The sequence below is a fragment of the Shewanella hanedai genome (assembly GCF_007197645.1).
In the GTDB taxonomy this organism is placed as follows: domain Bacteria; phylum Pseudomonadota; class Gammaproteobacteria; order Enterobacterales; family Shewanellaceae; genus Shewanella; species Shewanella hanedai.
The window spans coordinates 21,062-45,082 of record NZ_VKGK01000041.1 but is presented as its reverse complement, the minus strand read 5'-3'; the positions used below and the strand labels follow the sequence as shown (position 1 = coordinate 45,082).

At 41.8% G+C, this 24,021-nt stretch carries 17 protein-coding genes; 6 read left to right on the top strand and 11 right to left on the bottom strand.

What is annotated here, in order from left to right:
* The first annotated feature begins 59 nt into the window (after window positions 1–59).
* Window positions 60–587, top strand: a complete 528-nt coding sequence (mnmC1, locus tag FN961_RS22690; RefSeq protein ID WP_342353821.1) for an FAD-dependent 5-carboxymethylaminomethyl-2-thiouridine(34) oxidoreductase MnmC1 — start codon at window positions 60–62, stop codon at window positions 585–587.
* Window positions 588–668: 81 nt separating this feature from the next.
* Here the strand turns inward: mnmC1 and FN961_RS22685 are convergent, their stop codons facing one another.
* A complete protein-coding gene (locus FN961_RS22685; protein WP_144042435.1) occupies window positions 669–1,922 on the bottom strand; it encodes a sensor histidine kinase in 1,254 nt (417 codons plus the stop codon).
* Between the two features lie 47 nt (window positions 1,923–1,969).
* Complete coding sequence (locus FN961_RS22680) at window positions 1,970–2,638, bottom strand: response regulator transcription factor (protein ID WP_144042434.1); 669 nt, start codon at window positions 2,636–2,638, stop codon at window positions 1,970–1,972.
* 100 nt (window positions 2,639–2,738) lie between these two features.
* Here FN961_RS22680 and FN961_RS22675 point away from each other — a divergent pair, with 100 nt between their 5' ends.
* On the top strand, window positions 2,739–4,067 hold the full coding sequence (locus FN961_RS22675) for a DUF5666 domain-containing protein (RefSeq protein WP_144042433.1): 1,329 nt from the start codon (window positions 2,739–2,741) through the stop codon (window positions 4,065–4,067).
* 99 nt (window positions 4,068–4,166) lie between these two features.
* Here the strand turns inward: FN961_RS22675 and FN961_RS22670 are convergent, their stop codons facing one another.
* The 6 genes from FN961_RS22670 to prmB all read right to left on the bottom strand — a co-directional run bounded on the left by FN961_RS22670 (window position 4,167) and on the right by prmB (window position 9,700).
* Window positions 4,167–4,700 (bottom strand): RNA methyltransferase, encoded by a 534-nt coding sequence (locus FN961_RS22670; RefSeq protein ID WP_144042432.1) that lies wholly within the window; start codon window positions 4,698–4,700, stop codon window positions 4,167–4,169.
* A complete protein-coding gene (locus FN961_RS22665; protein ID WP_144042431.1) occupies window positions 4,697–4,966 on the bottom strand; it encodes a YfcL family protein in 270 nt (89 codons plus the stop codon). Before FN961_RS22665 ends, FN961_RS22670 begins: the two co-directional genes overlap by 4 nt.
* A gap of 65 nt (window positions 4,967–5,031) precedes the next feature.
* Window positions 5,032–6,156 carry an ATP-NAD kinase family protein gene (locus tag FN961_RS22660; RefSeq protein ID WP_144042430.1) on the bottom strand — a complete coding sequence of 375 codons (1,125 nt, stop codon included), beginning with the start codon at window positions 6,154–6,156 and terminating at the stop codon, window positions 5,032–5,034.
* 36 nt (window positions 6,157–6,192) lie between these two features.
* Window positions 6,193–7,356 (bottom strand): MFS transporter, encoded by a 1,164-nt coding sequence (locus FN961_RS22655; protein WP_144042429.1) that lies wholly within the window; start codon window positions 7,354–7,356, stop codon window positions 6,193–6,195.
* Window positions 7,357–7,513: 157 nt separating this feature from the next.
* Window positions 7,514–8,608, bottom strand: a complete 1,095-nt coding sequence (gene aroC, locus FN961_RS22650; protein ID WP_144042428.1) for a chorismate synthase — start codon at window positions 8,606–8,608, stop codon at window positions 7,514–7,516.
* 147 nt (window positions 8,609–8,755) lie between these two features.
* A complete protein-coding gene (prmB, locus tag FN961_RS22645; RefSeq protein WP_144042427.1) occupies window positions 8,756–9,700 on the bottom strand; it encodes a 50S ribosomal protein L3 N(5)-glutamine methyltransferase in 945 nt (314 codons plus the stop codon).
* Window positions 9,701–9,823: 123 nt separating this feature from the next.
* Here prmB and smrB point away from each other — a divergent pair, with 123 nt between their 5' ends.
* Complete coding sequence (smrB, locus tag FN961_RS22640; RefSeq protein ID WP_144042426.1) at window positions 9,824–10,354, top strand: endonuclease SmrB; 531 nt, start codon at window positions 9,824–9,826, stop codon at window positions 10,352–10,354.
* A gap of 88 nt (window positions 10,355–10,442) precedes the next feature.
* Here the strand turns inward: smrB and sixA are convergent, their stop codons facing one another.
* Window positions 10,443–10,913: a phosphohistidine phosphatase SixA gene (gene sixA, locus FN961_RS22635; protein ID WP_144042425.1), complete on the bottom strand. Its 471-nt coding sequence runs from the start codon at window positions 10,911–10,913 to the stop codon at window positions 10,443–10,445.
* Between the two features lie 228 nt (window positions 10,914–11,141).
* Here sixA and FN961_RS22630 point away from each other — a divergent pair, with 228 nt between their 5' ends.
* The 3 genes from FN961_RS22630 (at window position 11,142) to FN961_RS22620 (ending at window position 19,328) form a co-directional block, all read left to right on the top strand.
* Window positions 11,142–13,931: an insulinase family protein gene (locus tag FN961_RS22630; protein WP_144042424.1), complete on the top strand. Its 2,790-nt coding sequence runs from the start codon at window positions 11,142–11,144 to the stop codon at window positions 13,929–13,931.
* 393 nt (window positions 13,932–14,324) lie between these two features.
* The gene (locus tag FN961_RS22625; RefSeq protein WP_144042423.1) at window positions 14,325–18,605 is read left to right on the top strand and encodes an EAL domain-containing protein; all 4,281 of its coding nucleotides are present in this window, start codon (window positions 14,325–14,327) and stop codon (window positions 18,603–18,605) included.
* A gap of 147 nt (window positions 18,606–18,752) precedes the next feature.
* Entirely contained in the window at window positions 18,753–19,328 is a 576-nt protein-coding gene (locus FN961_RS22620; protein WP_144042422.1) for a hypothetical protein, read from the top strand.
* Window positions 19,329–20,236: 908 nt separating this feature from the next.
* On the opposite strand, the gene fadJ is transcribed toward FN961_RS22620, so the two are convergent.
* Together fadJ and fadI are read right to left on the bottom strand one after the other, a co-directional pair.
* Complete coding sequence (fadJ, locus tag FN961_RS22615) at window positions 20,237–22,375, bottom strand: fatty acid oxidation complex subunit alpha FadJ (protein ID WP_144042421.1); 2,139 nt, start codon at window positions 22,373–22,375, stop codon at window positions 20,237–20,239.
* 6 nt (window positions 22,376–22,381) lie between these two features.
* Window positions 22,382–23,692 (bottom strand): acetyl-CoA C-acyltransferase FadI, encoded by a 1,311-nt coding sequence (gene fadI / locus FN961_RS22610; protein ID WP_144042420.1) that lies wholly within the window; start codon window positions 23,690–23,692, stop codon window positions 22,382–22,384.
* Window positions 23,693–24,021: the final 329 nt, after the last annotated feature.

Genomic DNA, 24,021 nt, shown 5'->3' with positions numbered 1-24,021 from the left:
CAATGGACTTCGTTACATTGTCAGACTCGCTGCTTTATTCAGAGTCTTAGGGTCATCTAGTGATACAGATGGTTCACTCTTATCGCGGTGAACAGCGCTTCATACGACCTCAGGTCGCACGTACAGGTGCAAGTTACATTAAAAATCCTGAGCACCTTGAGTATTGCCCAAATGAGCAAATAGAAAACTTACACAAGGTTGAACAAAGTTACCCAGATAAGAGCTGGACGGAAGATGTGGATATCAGCGGTCACAGTGCGCGAATTGGCGTGAGAATGGTGACTCGCGATCATGCACCGATGATGGGATGTGCACCTGATCTCGATGAAATACTCGTCAATTACCAAGAGCATCAACACACCAAAGCCAGTATCAAGTATTGGCAGGAAACGCCAGCGCCAATCCATCAAGGTCTGTTTATCTTAGGTGGTCTGGGATCCCGCGGGATCACCTCTGGTCCATTAGCGGCAGAGGCATTAGCCGCGCAACTTTGCGGTGAAATAATCCCACTCGATGGACCAACCCTGGATATGCTGAACCCCAACCGCATGTGGATGCGTAAATTAATTAAGGGCAAAGCCCTGTAGTTTCACGCTTAACCTTACACATGAATGTAATGTAAAAGATGGTGTGTGACATCGCTTTGTTCATTAACGAACAAAGCGAGTTTACGTTTCGATATTGACCGCGAAATTAACTACCGCGGTATAAAACTCGGCGCTGTTTTCATGTTCAAACGTCCAATCCATACGCTCACATATTCGCTCTACAATGACTAATCCGCAGCCATAACCTTCGTTATACACATCATGACCATCATGGCGATTGCAGATCGTAAGCTTAGTACCTGCGAGGTTAATGTCGATATCACCAAGACTGTAACTAAAGGCATTTTTAATCAGATTGTTAATGATAACCGTAATGAAACTTTTCGGAGCGTACACTTCACTTGTTTCACTGACCTTAAGCTGATAGCTGGCATCATTTTTAGCAAATAATATCGCCAGCTCACCGATCTGTTTAGACAGTAAATTTTCCAGAGATTGCACTGCCATATACCTTGGTTCAATCGATGAACGTCCCAGTAAGAGAAAGGTCTCAGTAAGTAGTTCCATCTCATCACTGGCACGCTCTAAACGCGCAATGGCTTTAGTGGCAAGAGGTGGCAAATCTGGGATTTTTTGTAACAGCTCAGTAGAGCCCTTAATCACCATAATCGGCGTTCTTAATTCATGGGAGGCAAAGCGACTAAACTCCTTTTCTCGAATAAAGAAGTTACTGATATTGATTTTACTTTCAAGCAGAGTGCTCTCAATTTCGCGTGTTTCACGAAATTTAGTTTCAACATCAAATAGTGGATTTCCCGGTGGCATTTGACTCACTTTTTCCTGAATTTTAGCCAAAGGCTTCGACAGAGTACGCACAAAATAGAGCCCGTAAAACAACATCGCGATTATTAGAAAGCCGCCGAGGAAAAAGGTTAAATAGTGCAGTTCTGCTTCATAATTATCTAAATAGTCATCCGCATCATCTTGAAAAACAATATAGAGCAAACCTTTGCCTGAAGGATGTTCGCTAACAATGAAATGCTTATCTTCACTGCCAATTAAATGTTCGTAGAAGCCCATTTTTGTGTATTGGGAGAGCCAATCAGGTACCTTTTCTTCACTCCAGTAACTCTTGAACTCCGACCTATTCGGTAGCGGTGCTTTTAAACCAAATTGCTCATAACTTTTTGCATATTGACTCGCTTCAGTATCAAGCCAATGATGTAGGCTCAACACTTCAAGTCTATCCTCTGCAAAATAGATAAGTGACCCAAATAAGCTAAAAGTCAGCAAGGTCATCAAGCCGAAACTCCAGCGAATTTTCCAGTAGAAGCTTGGGAAGTGACGATGGTCAGCGATTGGGATCTTATCCATTGAGTTCTCGATTTCGTATGAGTAAACACGGTTCGGTACAATAGCGGTTATGCTTTAATTCTGTAGCCCTGTCCATGTAATGTTTCTAGTCTGGATTCATCAAACCCTTTATCCAGTGCAGTTCTTAAACCATATACATGGCTTCGTAACGAATCACTATCAGGGGATTCATCACCCCACAGTGCTTGAATGAGTTCTTTTCTACTGACGATTGCTGGCGCATGTTTAAGCAGCAACTTTAAAATCTTCAGCTGAGTACGACTCAACTTTATGGCGACACCATCGCGACTCACTTTATCGGTACTGGTATCAATGACGATATCTGCAAAAGTGACCTGACCAACATCACGTCTTGGCCCTCTGATATCAAGGGCATGCAGACGTAAACTTAACTCTTCTAACGCAAATGGCTTAAGCAGGTAATCGTCCCCGCCCGCATTAAATGCCGCAATTTTATCTTCTAGGTGATCCTTTGCCGTTAAAAATAGAATAGGCGTCGGACAAAACAGCTCTTGTCGCAGTTTTTTCACGGTAGAGATACCGTCTAGCTTAGGCATCATGATGTCCATGATAATCACGTCATAATAGTTGTCACCAATAAGCTTGATGGCACTCTCGCCATGATATGCACAGTCGACAACCATGCCCTCAAGTTCTAAATAATCAGCAATAGTTTCAGATACATTGTGATTATCTTCGACAATTAGCACTTTCATAGATTTTACGCCTTTATTCTTTCTTCACGATACCTTCACGCTCGCGACATTATAATACAAATAAGCAATCTATCTCATTGAATTTTAGGTAAAACGACTAATGAAAAATACCAGTGTTAAAAATGTAGTATTGGCAAGCATACTCGCAACCTTTGTTGTTGGATGTGGTGGTGGCAGCGACTCTAACGGCGACACAACGCCTCCAATCCCAACGCCGACTCCAGCTAAAATTTTTGGCACTGTAGATAGCATTTCACCTACTAACCAAACGATTACAGTCAATGGACGTACGCTGGCAACCGCCAGCACAATGGTTTCTTATCAGCAAGATACACTGACTACTGATGCAATATCCAAAGGTATGCAAGTCGAAATACTCACTGCAAACAATAATGCTAAAGCCATTGCATTAAACCCTGCGTTTACTGGCATCGTCTCTGCAATTGGCAAAGATACTATCACGGTTAACGGAGTACAATTTACCTCAGCTCAACCTCAACTCAGAAATGATATCGCCATTGGTACTTGGGTGATGATCTCTGCCAAGCTACAAAGTGATGGTAGCTGGTTAGCATCATCTGTTACCTCACCTGCTGGCGTAACCACACAGGACTCTGAAATTGAAGGTCGTGTATCACAGCTAAATGAAGTCGCGCATCAGTTCAACATTGGCAAGGTTATCGTCAATTACACTAATGCTGAATTTGACCTTTTAGCCAATCAACTTGCCAATGGCCAATGGGTTGAAGTTGAAGGTCGTTATGACAGCCAAAATCTTACCCTCTTTGCTGAAGAAGTCGACATCGAAAATGAGATGGACTTTAATGACGCTGAAATTGAAGGCGTGGTGACTTGGGTAAATGCTGAACAAAATAATTTCGAGATTGATAGTCGCACAAGAATTCTAGTCACACCAACAACCCAATTTGAAGACGGTAAGCGAGTTGATTTGAAAAACGGTCGTGTTATCAGCGTCGATCTGATTTCAAAAGGAATGGGACTTGAAGCCACCGAAATTGAGTTTGAAGATGCAACAGGCACAATCCCACAGCCATTTGTGCGTGAACTGTCTGTCGAAGGACTAGCACAAGTGACCAATGATGTATTCACTATCAATGGTATTGAATTTACCTTAGATGCTGGCACTTATTATGACGATGGCTTAACAGCTGCAACACTCAACAATGCTTGGGTAGATGTAGAAGGCATTGAAGTAAAAGCCACCACTGTGACACCTGCACACTGGTTAGTTAAAGAGATTGAGCGCGAATTTGAGCAGAGCAACATCAGCTTAGAAGGCCCAGTAAGCAACAACAGCTTATGGGGCTACACCTCATCAGATAATACATTAGCTAAGTTTAACGGTAAGTGGGTCGAAGTTGAATGTACACGTAATGGTGACGACTTACTAAATTGCCGTTTAGATTAATCTTCAACATACGCTAAAAAGAAACCCAGTAACGTGAGTTACTGGGTTTTTTATTGTCTCTTGATGGTGAGCGATAACAATGAATGAATAAGCTCGTCGTTATGACTTCACTCTCACCCGATTGTTATTATCTCGGCTGCGCTTAATCAATTCATCATTGCCAATCTGGCTCGCTGATTTGGCGAGTCTGTCATAAAGCAATACGTTCACCGACGCTGCCAGATTCATACAACCGACAGTCGGCACATACACCACGGCATCGGCATGATCGACAATCTCTTGACCTATGGTGCCATCTTCAGGACCAAACACATACAGCGCTTTTTCTGGGTGGATGAATTCAGGCAGAGGAATCGCGCCCACCACGAGATCAACACAAACAATTTTCACGCCATCGGCTTTCGCCGAAAGTAGACTCTCGACACGCTGAAGCGGAATATGGTGCCCTGCTCTTTTGGTATCCGTATTGTATTGAGCATTGCCACTTCTGGCCGCCAATTCATATCGGTTGCCCGTATAGAACACTGCATCAGCTTGATAACAGCCCGCAGCGCGCATTATACCGCCCACATTGGTTGGACTCTTAGGGTTAACAAGCCCTATCTGAACCACACTATTACGCTCAGAACTCACGCGGCTAGTCGATCACTAAGCTGCTTCCATGCAGAGTCAACAAGTGCGTAATCGGTATCGGCCAATTCTTCTTTAGCCAGTTCCATACACACATCCATCTTTTCACTTAAAGCTGAAAAATCTTGTTCAGTTTCAGCTTCAAGTTGTGAAATGGCCACAGCAAAATGTCCTTGTAGATAACCACTGGCAAACAGGGAATCTTCATTACCTTGAGCAACGATATCTTCAATCCACTCATACAAGGTTGTTTCATACTGCTCTAACATAGATAACTCCACTATTTTTACTTACAGCAAGCTGCAAAATTTATTTCAATTTAATTTAACGGTGTTTATACCAGATCGGGATTCGCCACCTGATACATCACATGATCATGAAAACCCGTAATGACGCGATAATAGCCACACAGGTCTCTGTCTAATTCTGGGTCGCCACTATCCACAATTAATGGGCGTCCTTCAAGTGCTTTTAGCTTACTTTTAGTTGCCAGGATAATAATATTGTCTTTTGTGACCCGTTTTATCAGTTCACTGGACAGTTGCTGGTTTCCTCGGCCTAAAATATGCCCTTGACCACCAATTAACGTGATGACCAATTTTACCGGTTGATTAAGGGTCTGTTCAAGCAATTGAGCAGCGCTGAGATCAGACGCCACCAGCTCTCTATCGCGAACCAGATCGACACCTAGCAAGGTATTTTCAAGATTAAGCTCATCCATCACCGCGGCAACAGTGGATCCCGACCCCATGATGTACAGTTCATCTTCCATGGTATCGAGGACTTCTGCAGCAATGTCGAGTAACACCAGCTCATCGACCTCTACTCCCCCCATCTTTACCGATTGAATATATCGAGGTTCAGCAGGCACTAACATCTCGCCATAACGACGCGCTTTTACAGTGCCCTGCCTAAAGGCGACTTCATCAATGTCCATCACATCGGCATTCATCAGGCTCACAAGCTCGCCATCGAGTAACATCTTAACCACTGTACCACTGGCATGAGGCGTGATCCCATACACGCCAGAATGGATTTTAACTCCCGCCGGAACGCCCAACACAGGCAGATAATCCCCAGCAACACTGTAGATATCACGCGCCGTACCATCGCCACCTGCAAACAGCAAAAGATCTAAGGTTTCATCCAACAAAACCTTAACTACCGCTTGGGTATCTGTCGCTAACGTCTCTTGATTGGCTTGATGTACAACTCTGACATCAAATCCCATCTCTTTGGCTAAAGACTCCCCCATGGGGCCCGATGCGGTAATGATCTCAATACGATCTCGATAAGGTAATATCACCTCAAGCGCCTGTTGCATACGCAGATGGGATTTTGGCTCTGCACCTCTGGCGATAGCCTCAGCCGCAACACCATCACTGCCTTTTAATGCAACACTGCCGCCTAATCCTGCAAGAGGGTTGATGATCAAGCCTAAACGAAATCGAATTGTCATTAAGTATCCTTGTTCAATTTATAATAAGGTCAGGACTTAAGCCCGACTCTTGTCTGCATTGGGTATAAAGAATATGGCTAACATAGAGATAAACGCACAAACCGCCGCCGCAATCCACGCAAGTGATGCACCAGAGCCATCACCCCAAATCATGCCACACAACCAAGTACCCAGCGCACCGCCAACACCAAAGCTGAGGCTAGCATAAAGTGCTTGGCCTTTACTGCGATGACTGATGTCAAAATGTCGATGCACAAACTGAATCGAAGCTGCATGCACCAAACCGAAAGTAAACCCATGCAATAGCTGGCTAACGCCCAATAGGATATAGCTTTCAACAAAATATGCCATCAACAACCAGCGCACCGTCGTAAAACCCAGACTCACGATTAAGAGTCGATTTACCCCAAAGCGCCCTAATAAACGTGGCGCTAACATAAACATTAAAATCTCAGCGAGCACGCCTAATGCCACATATATGCCGGCTAACGCTTCGCTGTAACCTGATTGCTTAAGGTACAAAACAAAGAAGCCATAAAATGGCCCTGCACTCATCTGTAATAATGTGGCTGAGGCCAGAAACCAAAATAGCGCTTTATCCAGCACGAGTTTAGGTTTATCAAACCGATGTTTCGTCACCACTCGCTCTGATGGCAACGGCAAAGCGCTTAAGAGTAACCCGATAAAGAGGGTCATTCCGACATAGGGTAAGATTTCTGTCCCCCACGCACTAATGGCAAAACCAACGGCCACAACAAAAACCAAATACCCTAAACTACCAAAGCTACGAATTGAACCGTAACGCGAGGTATTTTCCCCTAATGTTTCAAGAGTTATCACTTCTAGCTGCGCTAAAATGGCATTCCAGAAGAAGGTATATATGGCCAAACTAACAGCTAAATAGGTAAAGCTACCATTATAAAAGAAAGTCAGATAACTCACGGCTGCAGCTGCTGCACCCCACTTTACCAATTGAGCCCGCATCCCAGTTCTATCCGCAACCATGGCCCAAATGTTCGGTGCAATGATTCTGGTCGCCATTAAGATGGCGAGTAAAAAACCGATCTCCTGCGCGTTAAAGCCTCTATTTTCGAAGAAGACACCAAGGTATGGCACCATCACGCCTAAAATAGCGAAAAAGAAAAAATAGCAGGCGCTTATCCAACGCAACTGCACACTAGCAAGGGAGGTTTGAGTCATTGAGTTTATTTGAATTATGTATGTGTCATAGGGTCGCGCTATGTTAACGTCAAGCGGGCTAAACAGTAAGCAGATTTTTCAACATTCTTGATGAAAAAGACAATAAAAAAGGCGCTTAATGCGCCTCTAAATATTCACTCGAGCTAAACACACAAGATTATCGCATTCCGATAATCGGTGTATCGCAATTCACATCCATATTCTGAGCTCGATGTCTGAGCAGATGATCCATTAGGACTATCGCTAACATCGCTTCTGCAATTGGCACTGCGCGAATGCCAACACAAGGATCATGGCGCCCTTTGGTTATCACCTCTGCGCTCTCACCTTGAGCCGTCATGCTCTCGCCGGCAATGCTGATACTCGATGTCGGCTTCATGGCAATATGAGCCACTATAGGCTGACCTGAAGATATGCCACCTAAAATACCGCCAGCATGGTTAGAAGCAAAGCCTTCTGGTGACATTAAATCTCTGTGTTCTGAGCCTTTTTGAGTGACAACCTCGAAACCATCACCAATCTCAACGCCCTTAACAGCATTAATGCCCATAAGTGCATGCGCGATTTCGGCATCAAGTCTATCAAAGACTGGCTCACCTAATCCTACTGGTATGCCAGTGGCGATAACGCTCACTTTTGCACCGATAGAATCGCCACTCTTTTTAAGATCTCTCATGTACTCATCGAGTTCATCGAGCTTTGATGCGTCAGGAAAGAAAAATGCATTTTGCTCAATTTGAGTAAAATCGATGGTCTCAGCCTTGATAGGACCAAGTTGAGATAGGAAACCATTAATCTCGATACCATGAACTTGCTTGAGGTATTTTTTAGCAACAGCGCCTGCTGCAACCCGCATTGCGGTTTCACGTGCAGATGAACGTCCGCCACCACGATAATCCCTTAAACCGTATTTCTGTTGGTAGGTATAATCTGCATGACCTGGACGAAAAAGATCTTTAATGTTGGAGTAATCTTTGCTGCGTTGATCGGTATTCTCAATCAACAGTCCGATCGAAGTACCCGTGGTTTTACCTTCAAATATTCCGGACAGCACACGGACTTCATCAGGTTCACGTCTGGCGGTGGTATAACGAGAGGTGCCCGGACGTCGACGATCTAAGTCATGCTGCATATCGGCTTCATTGAGCTCGAGACCCGGTGGGCATCCATCAATAATACAGCCTAAAGCAACACCGTGGCTTTCGCCAAACGTTGTTACCACGAAATTTTGACCAATACTGTTTCCCGACATCCTATTTATCTACCTCTGAACTAATGATTAAAATACTCTAAATTACATACACTCCCTGAGATTAGCCCATATGCGCTTGGAGTAACAGAATTAAAAAAGGCTAACATATTCGTTAGCCTTTTTTATGCTCAGATTCGTAACGAACGATTATTCGGTATCTTTGTAGATAGCGAACACGGATTCATTTTCAAGAAGTTGATCACGGGTTAGTACAAACACCCCGTCGCCACCATTTTCGAAACTGACCCAAGTAAAAGGTACGTCAGGAAATTGCTCATCGAGGTGAACCATGGAGTTGCCCACTTCTACCACTAAGATCCCATCTTCAGTCAGGTAATCTGCAGCATTGGCTAAAATTCGCTTAGTGATCTCTAAACCATCTCGACCCGAAGCTAAACCAATCGCTGGCTCATGGTGATATTCTTGTGGCATATCATCAATATCCTCAGCATCGACATAAGGAGGATTTGAGACGATCAGATCATAATGCGCGCCTTTAGGAATGGCTGAAAACAGATTCGACTCCATCGGGAAAACCCTGTCCATCACGCCTAAGGTTTCGATGTTAATCTGCGCCACTTCAAGCGCATCTTCACTGATGTCTAGCGCATCGACTTCCGCTTCATCAAATTCGTATGCACAAGCAATGGCGATACACGCACTGCCGGTGCAAAGATCCAACACACGATTAACCGGCTTATTGTATAACCAAGGGCTGAATCGATTACCAATCATCTCTGCGATAGGTGAACGCGGCACAAGTACTCGCTCATCAACATAGAACTCTAACCCAGCGAATACCGCTTTATTGGTTAAATAAGGAACCGGTAAACGCTCACGAATTCGTCTGAGGATCAGCTCAACAATTTTGTGTTTTTCGCTACTGGTAAGGTTTGAATTTACTACTTGCTGACCAATTTCTTCAGGAAGGTGAAGCGCATGAAAAACCAATGCAATGGCTTCATCCCAAGCATTGTCGGTACCATGACCATAATAAATGTTAGCATCGTTAAAACGACTGACACTCCAACGCAACATATCTCCGATAGTACGCAGTTCAGTCACAGCTTCATCAACAAAAATCTTATCCAAAACGCTCTCCAGCATAATTATTCCGAATCATTGTAACTGAACTCTATTCATATGGCATCGGATTCAATAAAATAGAGGGCCAAATTGAAAGCTAATGAGCATAGATTTAAAGAAAATAGTGATATGAATAAGAAAAACAATACTGAAGACCAAGATCTATTTTCAACGTTAACTGAGGGGATCATCCCCTTTAAGCAGAATAAACGTCATTTTGGCACGCCTCAGAAAGATAAAAAACAACTAGAAGAGAAAGAGCAACAGTTACACGCCGACAGCTACTTTTCTGACACCTATCAACCACTCCTGCCCAGTGAAGGCGCGATGCGCTGGAGTCGTGATGATATTGACAATTTTGAGGTTAAACGTTTGCGCCGAGGAGATTACCAGCCTGATCTGCTGTTAGATCTACATGGTATGCGTCAATCAGAGGCCAAACTTGAGTTGGCTGCATTGATCCAAGCCTGCATCAAACAACAAATCCACTGCTGTTGTGTCATGCATGGTCATGGCACCGGTATTTTAAAGCAAAATATTCCCATGTGGTTAGCTCAACACCCCCATGTAATGGCGTTTCATAAAGCCCCTAAAGAGTGGGGAGGCGATGCTGCGTTGTTGGTATTAATCGATATTGGCGATCAACCATACAGAAGATAATCAAGTGGTGAGCTAAAGACAGGGCAAGAAAGTCTCGAAAATTTTCAATGATGCTTAACCAGTATCATTGCCCTGTTAATAATGCGATTTAACTTATTGAATGAGGAGTGTGTTGCCAGACTAAATTTGTCTTTTCGCCATCTTTATCGATAAGAGACACCCCGGAAGTCGCAAACAATGGAGGCTCTGTACCCGCCACTAATTCGCTCACCATATAACCGAGTAGTGGCATATGGGCTATCACTAATACGTTATCGGCTTTATATTGCTCTGCATACGCTAAGGTTAAATCAGCTGCAGTGCTTGGATCACCCGATGGAACAAGCTCATCGAGCACAAGCCACTTTCTTGGCTCAGGAAAATGTTTACTGACCTCTTGCCAGCTCTGTTGAGCTCGCAAATAGGGACTCACCAATACCAAATCAAATTCCACGACCGACTTAGCCAACCAGTTACTCATCTCACTAGTGTGAAACCGACCAGCTTCGGTCAACGTCCGTTCTCTGTCAGAATGAGCTAGGTAACTTGCTTCACCATGACGCATTAAAAATAGCTGCATACCACTCTCGCTACTCATTATTATTATTTTAATCCCACATTGTAGCGCTAAAGCTCATTTGGAAAAACCTTAAATAAGTTATTAATTAGTCGAATAGATCGTGAGATATTTGCCAAACTCAGCGAAGGAGACCAATATGTAATACCTTGGCAATGAATAACCACTAGTGGTACACATATTTTGTGACTTAGTGGTAACAAAAAAACGTCTCAACATGGAGTTTGCGACTTGAGTGAATCTTTGCAAATAATTAAAAGCCCAAATGATCATCGCCGCTATCAATACCTTCAATTGGACAATAATTTGTCGGTATTACTGGTCGAAGATAAGCTGGCTAGCCAAGCTGCTGCATCAATGGCCGTCAATGTTGGCCATTTTGACGATCCTGTTTCACGTCCCGGCATGGCACATTTTCTTGAACATATGCTTTTTCTTGGTACAGAAAAATTTCCTGATTCTGGCGAGTATCACGCATTCATAAATCAACACGGTGGTAGTAATAACGCGTGGACAGGTACGGAACAAACTAACTTTTTCTTTAGCATTGACGCAGACGTCTTTGCCGAGTCTCTCGACAGATTCAGCCAATTTTTTATTGCCCCTCTATTTGACCAAGATTTAGTTGATCGTGAACGACATGCTATCGAATCTGAATTTAGTCTCAAACTGAAAGATGACATACGCAGAACTTATCAAGTTCAAAAGGAAACGGTTAACCCAGAGCACCCTTTTTCCAAATTCTCTGTCGGTAACCTAGAAACATTAAGTGGCGATCAAACAGAATTAAGAGCTGAACTGCTTAACTTTTACCTCAGTCACTACAGCGCAAACTTAATGACGCTTTGTCTCGTTGCCCCTCTCCCTCTAACAGAACTTGAAAAACTAGCTGGGGAGTTTTTTAACAGTATCGAAGACCGACAATTAACTAAACAATACCCAGATGTACCAATTTACCAAGCAGAGCAACTGCAAACACGCATCAATATCATCCCGATAAAAGATCAAAAGCGCGTGGCAATCACCTTTTCCTTGCCTGCTATTGATCCCTACTATAAACATAAACCGCTCACTTTCATCAGTCACTTGCTAGGCTACGAAGGCCATGGCAGCCTGCTCTCCTATCTCAAAGATAATGGCTATGCGGTTAACCTATCTGCAGGTGGTGGGGTCAATGGTTATAATTTTAAAGATTTCAACATCAGTATCCAACTCACTGACAAAGGGGTTTTGGAACTCGACACTGTTATAGACTGTGCGTTTGAATATCTTGAATTAATTAAAACTCAAGCCATGCAAGAGTGGCGATACCAAGAGCGAGCGAATCTCCTCAAGTTAGCATTTAAATATCAAGAGCAAATTAAACCACTGGATCTCGCCAGTCACCTCAGTATTAACATGCATCATTATGATGTCGAAGATTTGGTTTTCGGCGACTATAAAATGGATGGCCTTAATGTTACTGAAACCTTAAACATACTGAATATGATGACGCCATCAAATATGCGTATTCAGATAATTTCACCTAAGCTAGAAACCAATAATCAAGCAGCTTGGTACCATACTCCATACCAAATGAAATCGATTCCAGAAGAAAAGCTTGCTCGTTGGAACCAGGTTAACATCCGTGCTGAACTGACATTACCCACACAGAACCCCTTTATCATCTCCGACTCAGTCGCTAGAGTTGAGAAAAGTGAAACGAAAGTCCCCGTAATTGTATCTCAACAACCTGGTTACCGTATTTGGCACAGAAAAGATGATGAGTTCAATGTGCCTAAAGGTCACCTTTACCTATCTCTAGACTCGATACAAGCCGCCTCATCACCAAGAAATGCCGCGTTAACTCGCCTATATGTTGAGATGCTGCTTGATTACCTCACCGAATACACTTATCAGGCTGAAGTCGCGGGGTTAAGTTATAACATCTACCCTCACCAAGGTGGGATCACGCTTCATCTCACCGGATTTACTGGCAAACAGGAAGTCCTACTCGCCTTATTGATTGAAAAAGCCAGAGAACGAAACTTTACCCAAGATCGATTTGACCTGATAAAGCGCCAGATCTTAAGAAATTGGTATAATCAAACCCGTGCCAAGCCGATCTCACAAATTTTTACCAGCCTAACTGTCTCTTTGCAAAAGCGAAGTTACGAGCCATTTCGTATGGCAGAAGAACTTGAATCAATTACCTTAGATGATCTTCATAATCATGTAAGAAGCTTCTATGAGAAGATACATCTTGAAGGCTTAGTATACGGGGATTGGTTAGTCAGTGAAGTTCAAGTTCTGGGTAAACGACTCGAGCATATCTTATCGTTAGTTTCTTCCCCCAGCAGAGAATCTGAAAGAGAGTTTGTCAATCTGTCGGGACGTGGTACGTTAATGCGCGAGCTTATGGTCACCCATCAAGACAGCAGTATCATTGTCTACTACCAAGCCGACTCAGCCACTCCAGACATGATGGCTTTATTCAGTTTATTGAACCACACCATGTCATCCACTTTTTTCCATGAATTAAGAACCAAAAAGCAACTAGGTTATATGGTCGGGACTGGTTACCTCCCCTTAAACCGGTATCCAGGAATGATCTTTTATATTCAGTCTCCAACATGCGGTCCACTTCAACTGCTAGAAGCGATTGATGAGTTCATTGCTGATTTTAATTATGCCATCTTGCAAATAACCAATGAACAATGGGAACTGACAAAGCAGGGGTTAATTAACCAAGTGATGGAACATGATTCAAACTTGAAAACCCGAGGACAACGATATTGGTCAAGTATAGGAAACAAAGACTATGAATTTAACCAAAGAGAACTAGTTGTAGAAGAGATCACAAAGCTGACTCGTTCTGATCTGATTAAATTCATGATGCTAAAGATGCGCAGTAAACACAGTGACCGTTTAGTACTTTTTACTACGGGTGAAAATCATCAACAACAGGAACGATTAACTTCTGACAAGATGATCACGGATCTGAGAAACTTTAAAGAAACTGCTGCCAAATTCAACTATTGAAGCATCTTTAAGAAATATCTAAATAAGGCTCACGGTCATGTAATAAATGTAGCCGTGAAGTCTTAGCAACTTTGACGCCACATTAAATACCAGCCCAATCGTCACAAAAAATATTATTTCGCATAAATATTAACCTTTCGGTAGCGAGTCGAGAAGATAGCACATCATCATAAATACGCACCCAATACAGTGTGAATCGCTAAAAAAACGCAAAAAAAACAACAATAAACCAGTTTGCATACATTATTAAGAATAAAAACTGCTTTTGAAATGAAAATAGTAATAATTATCAGCAGTAAAAACCCTTGATACTTTGACAAATAGGTCACTTTCTGAAAAAGTAAGGTTAAGTAACTGTTACAAACGCATTACTGACTAATAATTAAACTAAAAATGATGCCTAACGCGCTTATGAAAATAATTATATCTTTACTGTTAACCTTCTTCATTTTGGGTCAATCAATTGCTACTGAACGCAATGTTTTATTAGCAATAAACTCATATAGTGTTCCTGAAGGGCTCACGCAAACAACAGTGACCTCACTTGTAGAGGATGCTGAAGGCTTTATTTGGGTTGGTACACTTAATGGACTGAATAGATTTGACGGTGAAGAGTTTGAACATTATTTATCATCAAACTCAGTTAATTCTCTTCCTAGCTCATTTATCCGAAGCCTTTTAATAACTTCAAACCAAACACTTTTAATTGGTACAGATAAAGGATTAGTTACCTACAATCGGAAAACCAATGACTTTATATATGAAGATAATTTCAAAGGTTTACCTATATGGTCTATGAGCCAAGATGGCAAAGAAATATTCATTGGAACTGAAAATGCTATATTTACTGTAAATGAAAATTTAGAAATTTCCAGTACGATTAAAGGAGAGTTGTCAGGAGTAAAAGAAATTGTAAAACAGAATAAAACTTTTTTCATACGAAACTACTTTGGTAATATTTTAAAATTAAATATAAACAAGAAACAAGAAACAATACTTTCTGACGCAAGAGGTTTAATTAAAAACAATAACATTCTTTATTCTTACAACAATGATGGACTATTTATTATTTCAGAGCAGAATGTAATAAAAATAAGCTCAGATATTTACGATAGCATAACCACTTATGAGTCCAACCTACTTGCCCTATCCGGTTACAATATCTATACAGTAAACATTAATGGTTCAGATCACTTGATTGGCACACTAAACATCAAAGGGAAAAACCTTACTAAACCAGAAATAAAAACTGGTAAGGAAAATACTTATATCACGACTCAGAATGTTGGATTTATAAAAGAGTCAGAAAGAAAAAATATCATATCAAAACTAAATTTAACGAACAGTAATGTTTGGTCAATAAAGCAAGATGAACATTCTAATCTATATGTCGCAACGGATTCTAACTACATAACACAGCATGACATCTACAATAAAGAGATAACAAGATATGATTCTGAAACTACTGGGCCAAAACAAATACTAATATCAAACGACAGTATTTTCATAGCTACTGACAATGGTTTATCTATGATAGATACGGCAACAAAAGTTAAAACCAGTATAAGTAACGACCAATTTTTCGCGATAGGAGAGTCCACAAATAAAAGCTTACTGTATGCTGGCACAACTACAGGCAAGTTGTTAATTATCAATACAAAAACACTACAGATTGAAGCTAAAGTAATTGATAAAGGGAACCCTATTTTCGATATAAAAGAGTCTAATGGGACAGTTTGGGTTGCTACACAAGGCGGACTATTTAGTTTAGAGAAAAATAAAATAAAAAATATCTACAACAAAGAAATTGTTATCAGCTTACATATTAAAAACAATTTCATTTACTTTGGAACGGAATCATCTTTACTATCATATAACTTAGATTCTAAAGAAATATTTAAAATATACTCTAACAACAAGCCTATTTATTCCATCACAAGTATTGATAACAACATTTACGCATCTTCAATAAAAGAGGTCTCTGTAACTGATATTAACAGCAATAAAACAATCAAACTTTCAGAAGACCATGGTAGTCAAGCAGAATATAATGCTCAATCGATGATAAACATAGATGGAACCATTCTCATAGGTGGAATATCAGGAATAAGTAGCATATCTCAGAACAAACTAAATAATCACCTGTCAAAACAAACGGAAACCAATGTCAATTTAAAGCAACTACTGATTTTTAACACACCTGAGGAAATTGGAGGTGCAATTCTAAAGGAAAGGCTATCATCAACAAACAAAATTGAATTGAAGTATTCTGATTACCCTTTTACCTTTACATTTAATAGCCCTCAAAGTAATTATCCTAATACAGAGTATGTCTATCAAATGAATGGTTTGTCAGATACTTGGATTGAATCAAAAGGGACAAACTCTGCCACATATACAAATTTATCTCCTGGTGATTATGTTTTTAAAGTATACGCCGTAGATCCTTTAACACTGCGACATGGTCCAATAAAGAGTATCGGTATAGAGATAACACCACCTTGGTGGCTGTCTAAACAAGCAAAGCTGGTCTATTTCATTATCACACTCATCATTTCAGCCGTGATAGTACAAGCCATTCTGCGCCGCCGTGAAGTCCAGAAACAGATCGCTAAATCAGAGGAGAGACTCAAGCTTTCTCTATGGGGAAGCGGCGATGAGATGTGGGATTGGGATATTGAGACCGGACAGATATACAGATCTAATATCTGGGGCTCTTTAGAATTTCCCCGAGATGGCCAGAGATCAGGGGAAAGCGGTGAAGAGAGTAATATCCACCCTATGGATCAAGAGCGTGTTAGCACAGCACTTAATAATCATTTCGACAGTAAAACCGACCATTTTGAAGCAGCATATAGAGTGAAGGGGAAGTCTGATGAATGGGTATGGATCTTAGATAGAGCCAAAATAGTCGAACGAGATGAGAAAGATAACCCTCTGCGTATGACAGGGACAATCAAGAACATAAACAATTTTAAAAATGCCGAAGAGCAACTGAGGTTATTTGAGCGCGCCATCGCCAATATATCCGAAGGCATGTTTATTTTAGACCATAACTTCATTTTCGTTGAGGTTAATGAAGCTTGTTGTGACCTGAGTTTAATACCAAAAGAGCAGTTTATAGGCTCTCTGTTCAAGTTTAACCTCTATCCTGATAGTTATTCAGAGCAAATTCGCTCCATTTTACATCAACAAGGCAGTTGGAGTAATGATGTCGAATCTGCTAAGGGTGACGGCACCAGTTTCTTGATGGAGTTAACGGTCGATGCTATTTATGATGAACAAGGCCAGCTCTCGCATTATGTCGGAGTCTTTTCAGATATTTCACGCCGAAAACTTCAGGAAGAGGAGTTAAGAAAACTCACTAACAATGATCTTCTGACAAACCTTCCTAACCGTTCAAGCTTAATGGTGACTCTAGGTAACTTGGTTAAAAGAGACACTCACCATACGTTGATGGTATTAGATCTCGATAATTTCAAAAAAATTAACGACTCCATGGGTCACCAAGTGGGCGATGAGCTGTTAATTAAAGTAGCAAAACGCATCGAAGCGACAGTCCCTTATCACACCAGTATTTATCGTTTAGGTGGTGATGAATTTGCCATCTTAGTCGATAATAACCCCGATATTGGCTCCAGCGCAGTCATCGCAAATAATGTTATCGATGCTTTTGTTAGCCCCTTTGAGATTACTTCCGAAAAAGTGGTGGTTGGCCTCAGTATTGGTATTGTTCTTTATCCTGAAGATGATCAAAACGAACAAGCATTGCTGCGTAAAGCAGATATTGCCATGTACCATGCAAAATCAGGTGGTGGCAACCGTTACCAATTCTATTCAGAATCAATCAATCGAAATGCAATCAGGCAGTTAGAAGTTGAAAACCTTATTCGTGAAGGACTGCGAGATGATCTATTTGAAGTCTATTATCAACCAAAAATAGCCTTAAAGACGGGAAGGATGGCAGGAATGGAGGCCTTAGTCAGGCTAAATCATCCTGTTCATGGTTTAATTCCTCCAAGTGAGTTTATTCCTTTAGCCGAGGAAAACGGATTAATTGTCGATATTGGTGATCTCGTTATGAGAAAAGCCTGTTTTGCAACTCAAAAATGGCGAAGCCAAGGTTTATTCAATGGGAGAGTTGCCGTCAATTTATCATCGTATCAGTTTGCTCTTCCCGATCTGCAGCAAAGAATAGAGTCAATTTTACGACTGACCCAACTACCAGCTGAAAACTTAGAGCTAGAGATCACTGAAGGAACCGTCATTAAACAGCCAGAAAAAGCAATTAAGGTGATGCAGCAATTATCTAAGATGGGCGTCAGTTTAGCTCTAGATGATTTTGGCACTGGATATTCCTCTCTCTCTTATCTTAAACGCTTTCCGATTCATACATTAAAAATTGATAAAGCTTTTGTTGACGATATTGATAAGTCAGACAGGGATCTAAAAATGGTCGATTCTATTATCACAATTGCGCACAATATGGGGCTATCTGTCGTTGGTGAAGGCGTTGAAGATGCATCTCAACTGAGCATACTTAAAGCGCTTAACTGTGAGGAGATACAAGGGTTCATATTCAGCAAAGCAGTGACAGAATCAGAGTTTAGTAAACTGCTGCTGTTAGATTTTATCGAACCTGACATAGTACAAAAAAACATAAAAGCAACTTAAAGACCGAATAAAAGCAACAAAAATTGCAAGATATTGAAAACATGGCACAACAACTGCAACATTTATCTCAAGTGTCAAAAATAATGACAACCTTACTGACTTCGAAGGCATCAATTGTTGCCTTCAATAACTTGAGAGAAGAATAATATGATTAAAGTACTAGCTACATCTATCGCCCTTGTATTATCAGCACCAACTATGGCTTTTGACATTCCATCAACAAACTCTAATCAATCACTTCTTGAAGTTGCTGGTGTTCCTCATGTTAAATTTAAGCCAATCGAAGTTGCTGGTGTTCCTCATGTGAAATTTAAGCCTCTAGAAGTTGCTGGTGTTCCTCATGTGAAATTCAAGCCAATCGAAGTTGCAGGTGTTCCTCATGTGAAATTCAAGCCTTTGAAAGTTGCAGGTGTTCCCCATGTTAAATTTAAGCCTCTAGAAGTTGCAGGTGTTCCTCATGTTAAATTCAAGCCTCTAGAAATTGCTGGTGTTCCCCATGTGAAATTCAAGCCTCTAGAAGTTGCTGGTGTTCCCCATGTGAAATTCAAGCCTCTAGAAGTTGCTGGTGTTCCCCATGTGAAATTCAAGCCTCTAGAAGTTGCTGGTGTTCCCCATGTAAAATTCAAGCCTCTAGAAGTTGCTGGTGTTCCTCATGTTAAATTCAAGCCTCTAGAAGTTGCTGGTGTTCCCCACGTGAAATTCATCAACTCTGACATTGCATAAACTCTAGGAGACTGATTATGTTTGATTCAATCATGAAAGCTCTTGGCCTTATCAACAAGACAGAGCGTAAGCAAGTACAACTTCCTGAAGGACTTAGTCACCTAGAAGTTATCCCTGCAAAAGTTTGGTGGCATTAAAGTATAATCGTTAAAGTGACGATAGAGATTAAATGGAGCTTAATTAAGGCTCCATTTTTTTTTCTAAGCTGAGCAGGATAAAAATGTGTCACTACCAAGGCGGAAAGCCCTTACCGATGTAATAATACCAATCAGTATAAAGATTTGATCGCTCAGCGAGAGTTTAGCGGTCCTGAGGCAAGGCAACGAGTGAAGAGCATAGTTATTTACGGTAAAGCTCGTTAACGCAGGATCAGAACCGCTAAAACTCGCCTGTAAGGAGTGTTTTTGGCTGCCTACTTCTGTGTTGAATGAACTCACAAGGGAACAACCATTATGTCATCCATTCGCCTTGAATTAGTTTGCCAAAAAACACTCTGAGTAGATCAACTTCTTATACTGATTGGTATAAAACAGGTAGGGATGTAAAAAGTACGATATATGCCTCATCGCCTAGTTTATTGATGTTGATTTTTAATTACGTCTTCTTCTGCTCCACTATTCTCTTCATAGCAAATATGAAGATAAGCAGCTTACCATCTCCCACTTTCCCCCTCCCCTTTAAAAGACATGTCTACTTATCGCAAAAGCTTGAATCGGCTATGTGCTTAACGGATGGCTTATCAGTACTCAATAAAGCACAAATTCTCATGAGCTAGCCCCAGCTCAAAACACAAGAAATAGGCTAACTATTTCCGTACAGGCAAAAAAATGCGGCAATAGATTGCCGCATTTTTAAGCTTAAAAAGTCACTCTAACTAAAAAAAGTAGACCAAAGCGCCTCGATATAACTCAAGAGAAGAACTTTGCACCACTGGAAGCCATTTCAACCAGTTGATTGCATGGCTTAAATCTATCACCATAGACGCCTTGATAAGCTTCAAGCTTAGAAACCAGGTCTTTGGCACCTAGCGTATCAATATAATGGAACGGTCCACCAAGGAATGGTGGGAAACCAATACCAAAAATAGCCCCTATATCACCATCTCGTGGTGAGGCAATGATCCCCTCCTCCAAACAACGGACAGCCTCATTGAGCATCTGTACTACACAGCGTTGTGACACTTCTGCCAGTTCACTGGAGTTAGCGCCATTATTAACCGGTGTTGATAAGCCTAATATTCCATAAACTGAGGTATCAACTTGCTTCGCCTTCTTGGCTTTACTGCCATAAAGATAGAAGCCTTTGTTATTCTTACGGCCTTTACGGTCATCACTAAGTAGCTTGTCAAACGCCGCAGGTGCTTTAAATCTATCGCCAAGCTCACGCTCCAAAATAGGTGAAATTTTAGCACCAACATCTATCCCCACTTCATCTAGTAGTGTCATAGGGCCAACAGGGAAACCAAATTTAACCAGCGCTTTATCTAATCCTTCAACAGATTTGCCTTCAAGAAGAAGCTGCGCGGCTTCATTCATGTAGAGCGCCAAAATTCGGTTTACATAAAAACCTGCGCCATCTTGGACAACAATCGGGGTTTTACCTTGCTTGCGGGCAAAGGCAACCGTCGTCGCAATCGTTTCTGCTGAGGTTTTCTTATGGGCGATAACCTCAACGAGCGGCATCTTCTCTACAGGGGAAAAGTAATGTAAACCGATCACATTTTCCGGACGACTCGCGGCTTCTGCAATTTGCGAAATAGGCAATGAAGAAGTATTCGAAGCAAAGATCGTATGCTCACCACATTCACGCTCCACATCCTTCACCATCTGATGTTTCAGATCCAGATCTTCAAATACAGCTTCAACCACGATATCCGCATCTTTAATGCCTTTATACTCGGTCGTTGTCGTCATCAAGGACATAAGATTATCTCTCACAGCTGGCGTCATATGACGACGCTTCACTCCTTTATCTAACAACTTGTAAGCATATGACAATGCGTTACTGAGTCCCTGCTCACTAATATCTTTAACGCGAGCTGGGATCTTGGCTTTAGTCGTTGTGACAGAAGCAATGCCACCGCCCATCAAACCGCCACCCAATACCATGACTTTCTTGATGGTGCGAGGTTTAGCATCGCCAGCACCACTCTCTTTTTTCATCTCTGTGGTTGCAAAAAAGATACTTCTTAATGCCGCAGACTCTTTAGATAGTACAAGCTCAGAAAAATGACTCGCTTCAACCTCGAGTCCTTTTACCATTCCTTTAGCCATGCCCTGTCGAACACAGTCAATAATTTTGTCCGGTGCAGGAAAGTTACCTTGGGTCTTTTTCTGTACTTGTTTACCTGCTTGGTCGAAAATAATATTTCGGCCAATGTTAGAGCCTTCGAGTAGACGGTTAACAAGTGACAACTTAGGTTTCTTAGGTGCACGCTTGCCTTTCAGCGCCATCTCAACTGCGGTTTGCAGTAATATTGAATCTGGCACCATATCATCGACTAATCCCATTTTTAACGCTTGCTTAGGTCTTAGCTGTTTACCCGTTAACATCATATCCAAAGCGGTTGTAATGCCAACTAATCTAGGTAATCGTTGTGTTCCACCACCACCAGGAAGTAGACCCAACTGCACTTCAGGTACACCCATGACGGTTTTATTGTTATCACTACACACACGCTGATGACACGCTATTGCCAACTCAAGCCCGCCACCAAGGCAAGCACCGTTGATTGCAGCAACGACAGGAATAGTTAATGACTCAAGTTCATTAAATACCACATGACCTTGCTGTGATAATTGCTTTGCATCTGCTGCGGTTTCACATGCATCTAGCATTGAGATATCGGCGCCGGCGACAAAAGAGTCTTTCTTACCCGAAATAAGCACTAAACCTTTAATGCTGCTATCGGCCTTGATTTCTGCTAACACTTGACTAATTTCAGGTCCGAACTCAGCTCTTAGGGTGTTCATCGTCTCACCAGGGACGTCCATGGTCAGTACGGCAATACCATCTTCACGTTTAGTTAAATTAAATGTCTTGTCCATTATCATCTACTCCACTTCAACTATCATTGCCGCACCTAAACCACCCGCTGCACACGCGGTCGTTAATCCTGTTCCACCGCCACGGCGTTTAAGCTCATTACACACTTGGGTAATGAGACGAGTCCCTGTTGCAGCAAATGGGTGACCATAAGCAAGAGAGCCGCCAAGGACATTAAACTTGCTCATATCTATCTCACCGATCGCACGGTTACGACCTAGCTTTTCAGCTGCAAACTTTTTCGATCCAAACATCTGCATATTCGCTAAGGTTTGGGCAGCAAACGCTTCATGCATCTCTATTAGCGTTAGGTCTTCAAGCTCCATTCCTGCACGCTTTAGCGCAAGAGGCGTGGCATAAGAAGGCCCCATCAACATGTCTTCCCAGACATCAATGGCACTGAATGCATAGCTTTTTATGTAACCAATAGGTGTATAACCCAGCGCCTTAGCACGGCTTTCACTCATCAACAGGACAGCAGAAGCACCATCTGTAAGCGGCGTACTTGTCGCTGCAGTCACAGTGCCGTGCTTACGATCAAATGCGGGTCTTAACTTGGCATAGGATTCAAGCGACGAGTTTTCACGTATGTTGTTATCACGTTCAATAAAGTGTTTATAAGGTGGAACATGAGCGGTCATCACCTCTTGGGCCAAGTGACCGGCATTCCAAGTCTCTGTCGCCAGTGAGTGAGAACGATGGGCTAAGGCATCTTGATCAGCGCGGCTAATGTTGTAGGTCTTCGCCATCTGCTCGGCAGTTTGCCCCATGGACAGTCCAGTTGAAAACTCAGCAACAGCTGGCGGAACTGGCAAGAGATCTTTTAATCCAAGACGTCTAAAAATAGCCAACTTCTGACTAAATGTGCGCGCCTTATTAAGGTCGACCAAGGCAATGGCTAATTTCTTTGACACACCAATGGGCACCAAAGATGAGGAATCAGCACCACCAGCAATACCGATGTCGATGTTACCGGTCATAATTGACTCGGCCACATTCACGGTTGACTGAAAACTGGTGGCGCAAGCACGGGTAACACTATAGGCGTCGGTAGCGACATCCATACCTGTGCCTAACACGATTTCGCGCGCAATGTTTGGCGCCGCGGGCATCAACACTACTTGTCCATAGACGAGTTGCTGTATCTCTTTAGCATCAAGCTCTGAGCGTGAAAGCAGTTCATTGACAACCATCTTGCCCATATCTAATGCGGATACACCATGAAATGCGGTGGCTTGCTTCGCAAAAGGCGTTCTAAGCCCTGTTACTATCGCAATACGATCGCCCTTAGCGTTCGTGACCTGTTGTCTGTGACTCATTTTTCACCCTCTTCTTATACGCCCCGCTGTGTCAGCGGCTAACGATATTATGTCTGTGCGGCTATTAACGAACCGACCCAATAAACAGATATCCTTTATAACAGGTCTGACCATTAAAATGTGATCTGATTCTAACTTCTTACGACAAAGTTTTAAACACTTGTTTGGTTTTCTATCAAAATAAATATATAAAAGTCATGATTAACAATGTTTAATGAAGCATATTTGAATCTCTATTGTCCTAAAAATATCGATATAAAATATGTAAATGTAACCAAAGCGACAATCAAAAATTAATATAAGCCTTACAATAATGACCACTTTTCATA

Bases quoted from the DNA above. Each gene is read 5' to 3' on its own strand.
- FN961_RS22685 (WP_144042435.1), bottom strand. From the start codon at position 1,922: ATGGATAAGATCCCAATCGCTGACCATCGTCACTTCCCAAGCTTCTAC.
- FN961_RS22680 (WP_144042434.1), bottom strand. From the start codon at position 2,638: ATGAAAGTGCTAATTGTCGAAGATAATCACAATGTATCTGAAACTATT.
- FN961_RS22675 (WP_144042433.1), top strand. From the start codon at position 2,739: ATGAAAAATACCAGTGTTAAAAATGTAGTATTGGCAAGCATACTCGCA.
- FN961_RS22665 (WP_144042431.1), bottom strand. From the start codon at position 4,966: ATGTTAGAGCAGTATGAAACAACCTTGTATGAGTGGATTGAAGATATC.
- FN961_RS22660 (WP_144042430.1), bottom strand. From the start codon at position 6,156: ATGACAATTCGATTTCGTTTAGGCTTGATCATCAACCCTCTTGCAGGA.
- FN961_RS22655 (WP_144042429.1), bottom strand. From the start codon at position 7,356: ATGACTCAAACCTCCCTTGCTAGTGTGCAGTTGCGTTGGATAAGCGCC.
- aroC (WP_144042428.1), bottom strand. From the start codon at position 8,608: ATGTCGGGAAACAGTATTGGTCAAAATTTCGTGGTAACAACGTTTGGC.
- smrB (WP_144042426.1), top strand. From the start codon at position 9,824: ATGAATAAGAAAAACAATACTGAAGACCAAGATCTATTTTCAACGTTA.
- sixA (WP_144042425.1), bottom strand. From the start codon at position 10,913: ATGCAGCTATTTTTAATGCGTCATGGTGAAGCAAGTTACCTAGCTCAT.
- FN961_RS22625 (WP_144042423.1), top strand. From the start codon at position 14,325: ATGATGCCTAACGCGCTTATGAAAATAATTATATCTTTACTGTTAACC.
- FN961_RS22620 (WP_144042422.1), top strand. From the start codon at position 18,753: ATGATTAAAGTACTAGCTACATCTATCGCCCTTGTATTATCAGCACCA.
- fadJ (WP_144042421.1), bottom strand. From the start codon at position 22,375: ATGGACAAGACATTTAATTTAACTAAACGTGAAGATGGTATTGCCGTA.
- fadI (WP_144042420.1), bottom strand. From the start codon at position 23,692: ATGAGTCACAGACAACAGGTCACGAACGCTAAGGGCGATCGTATTGCG.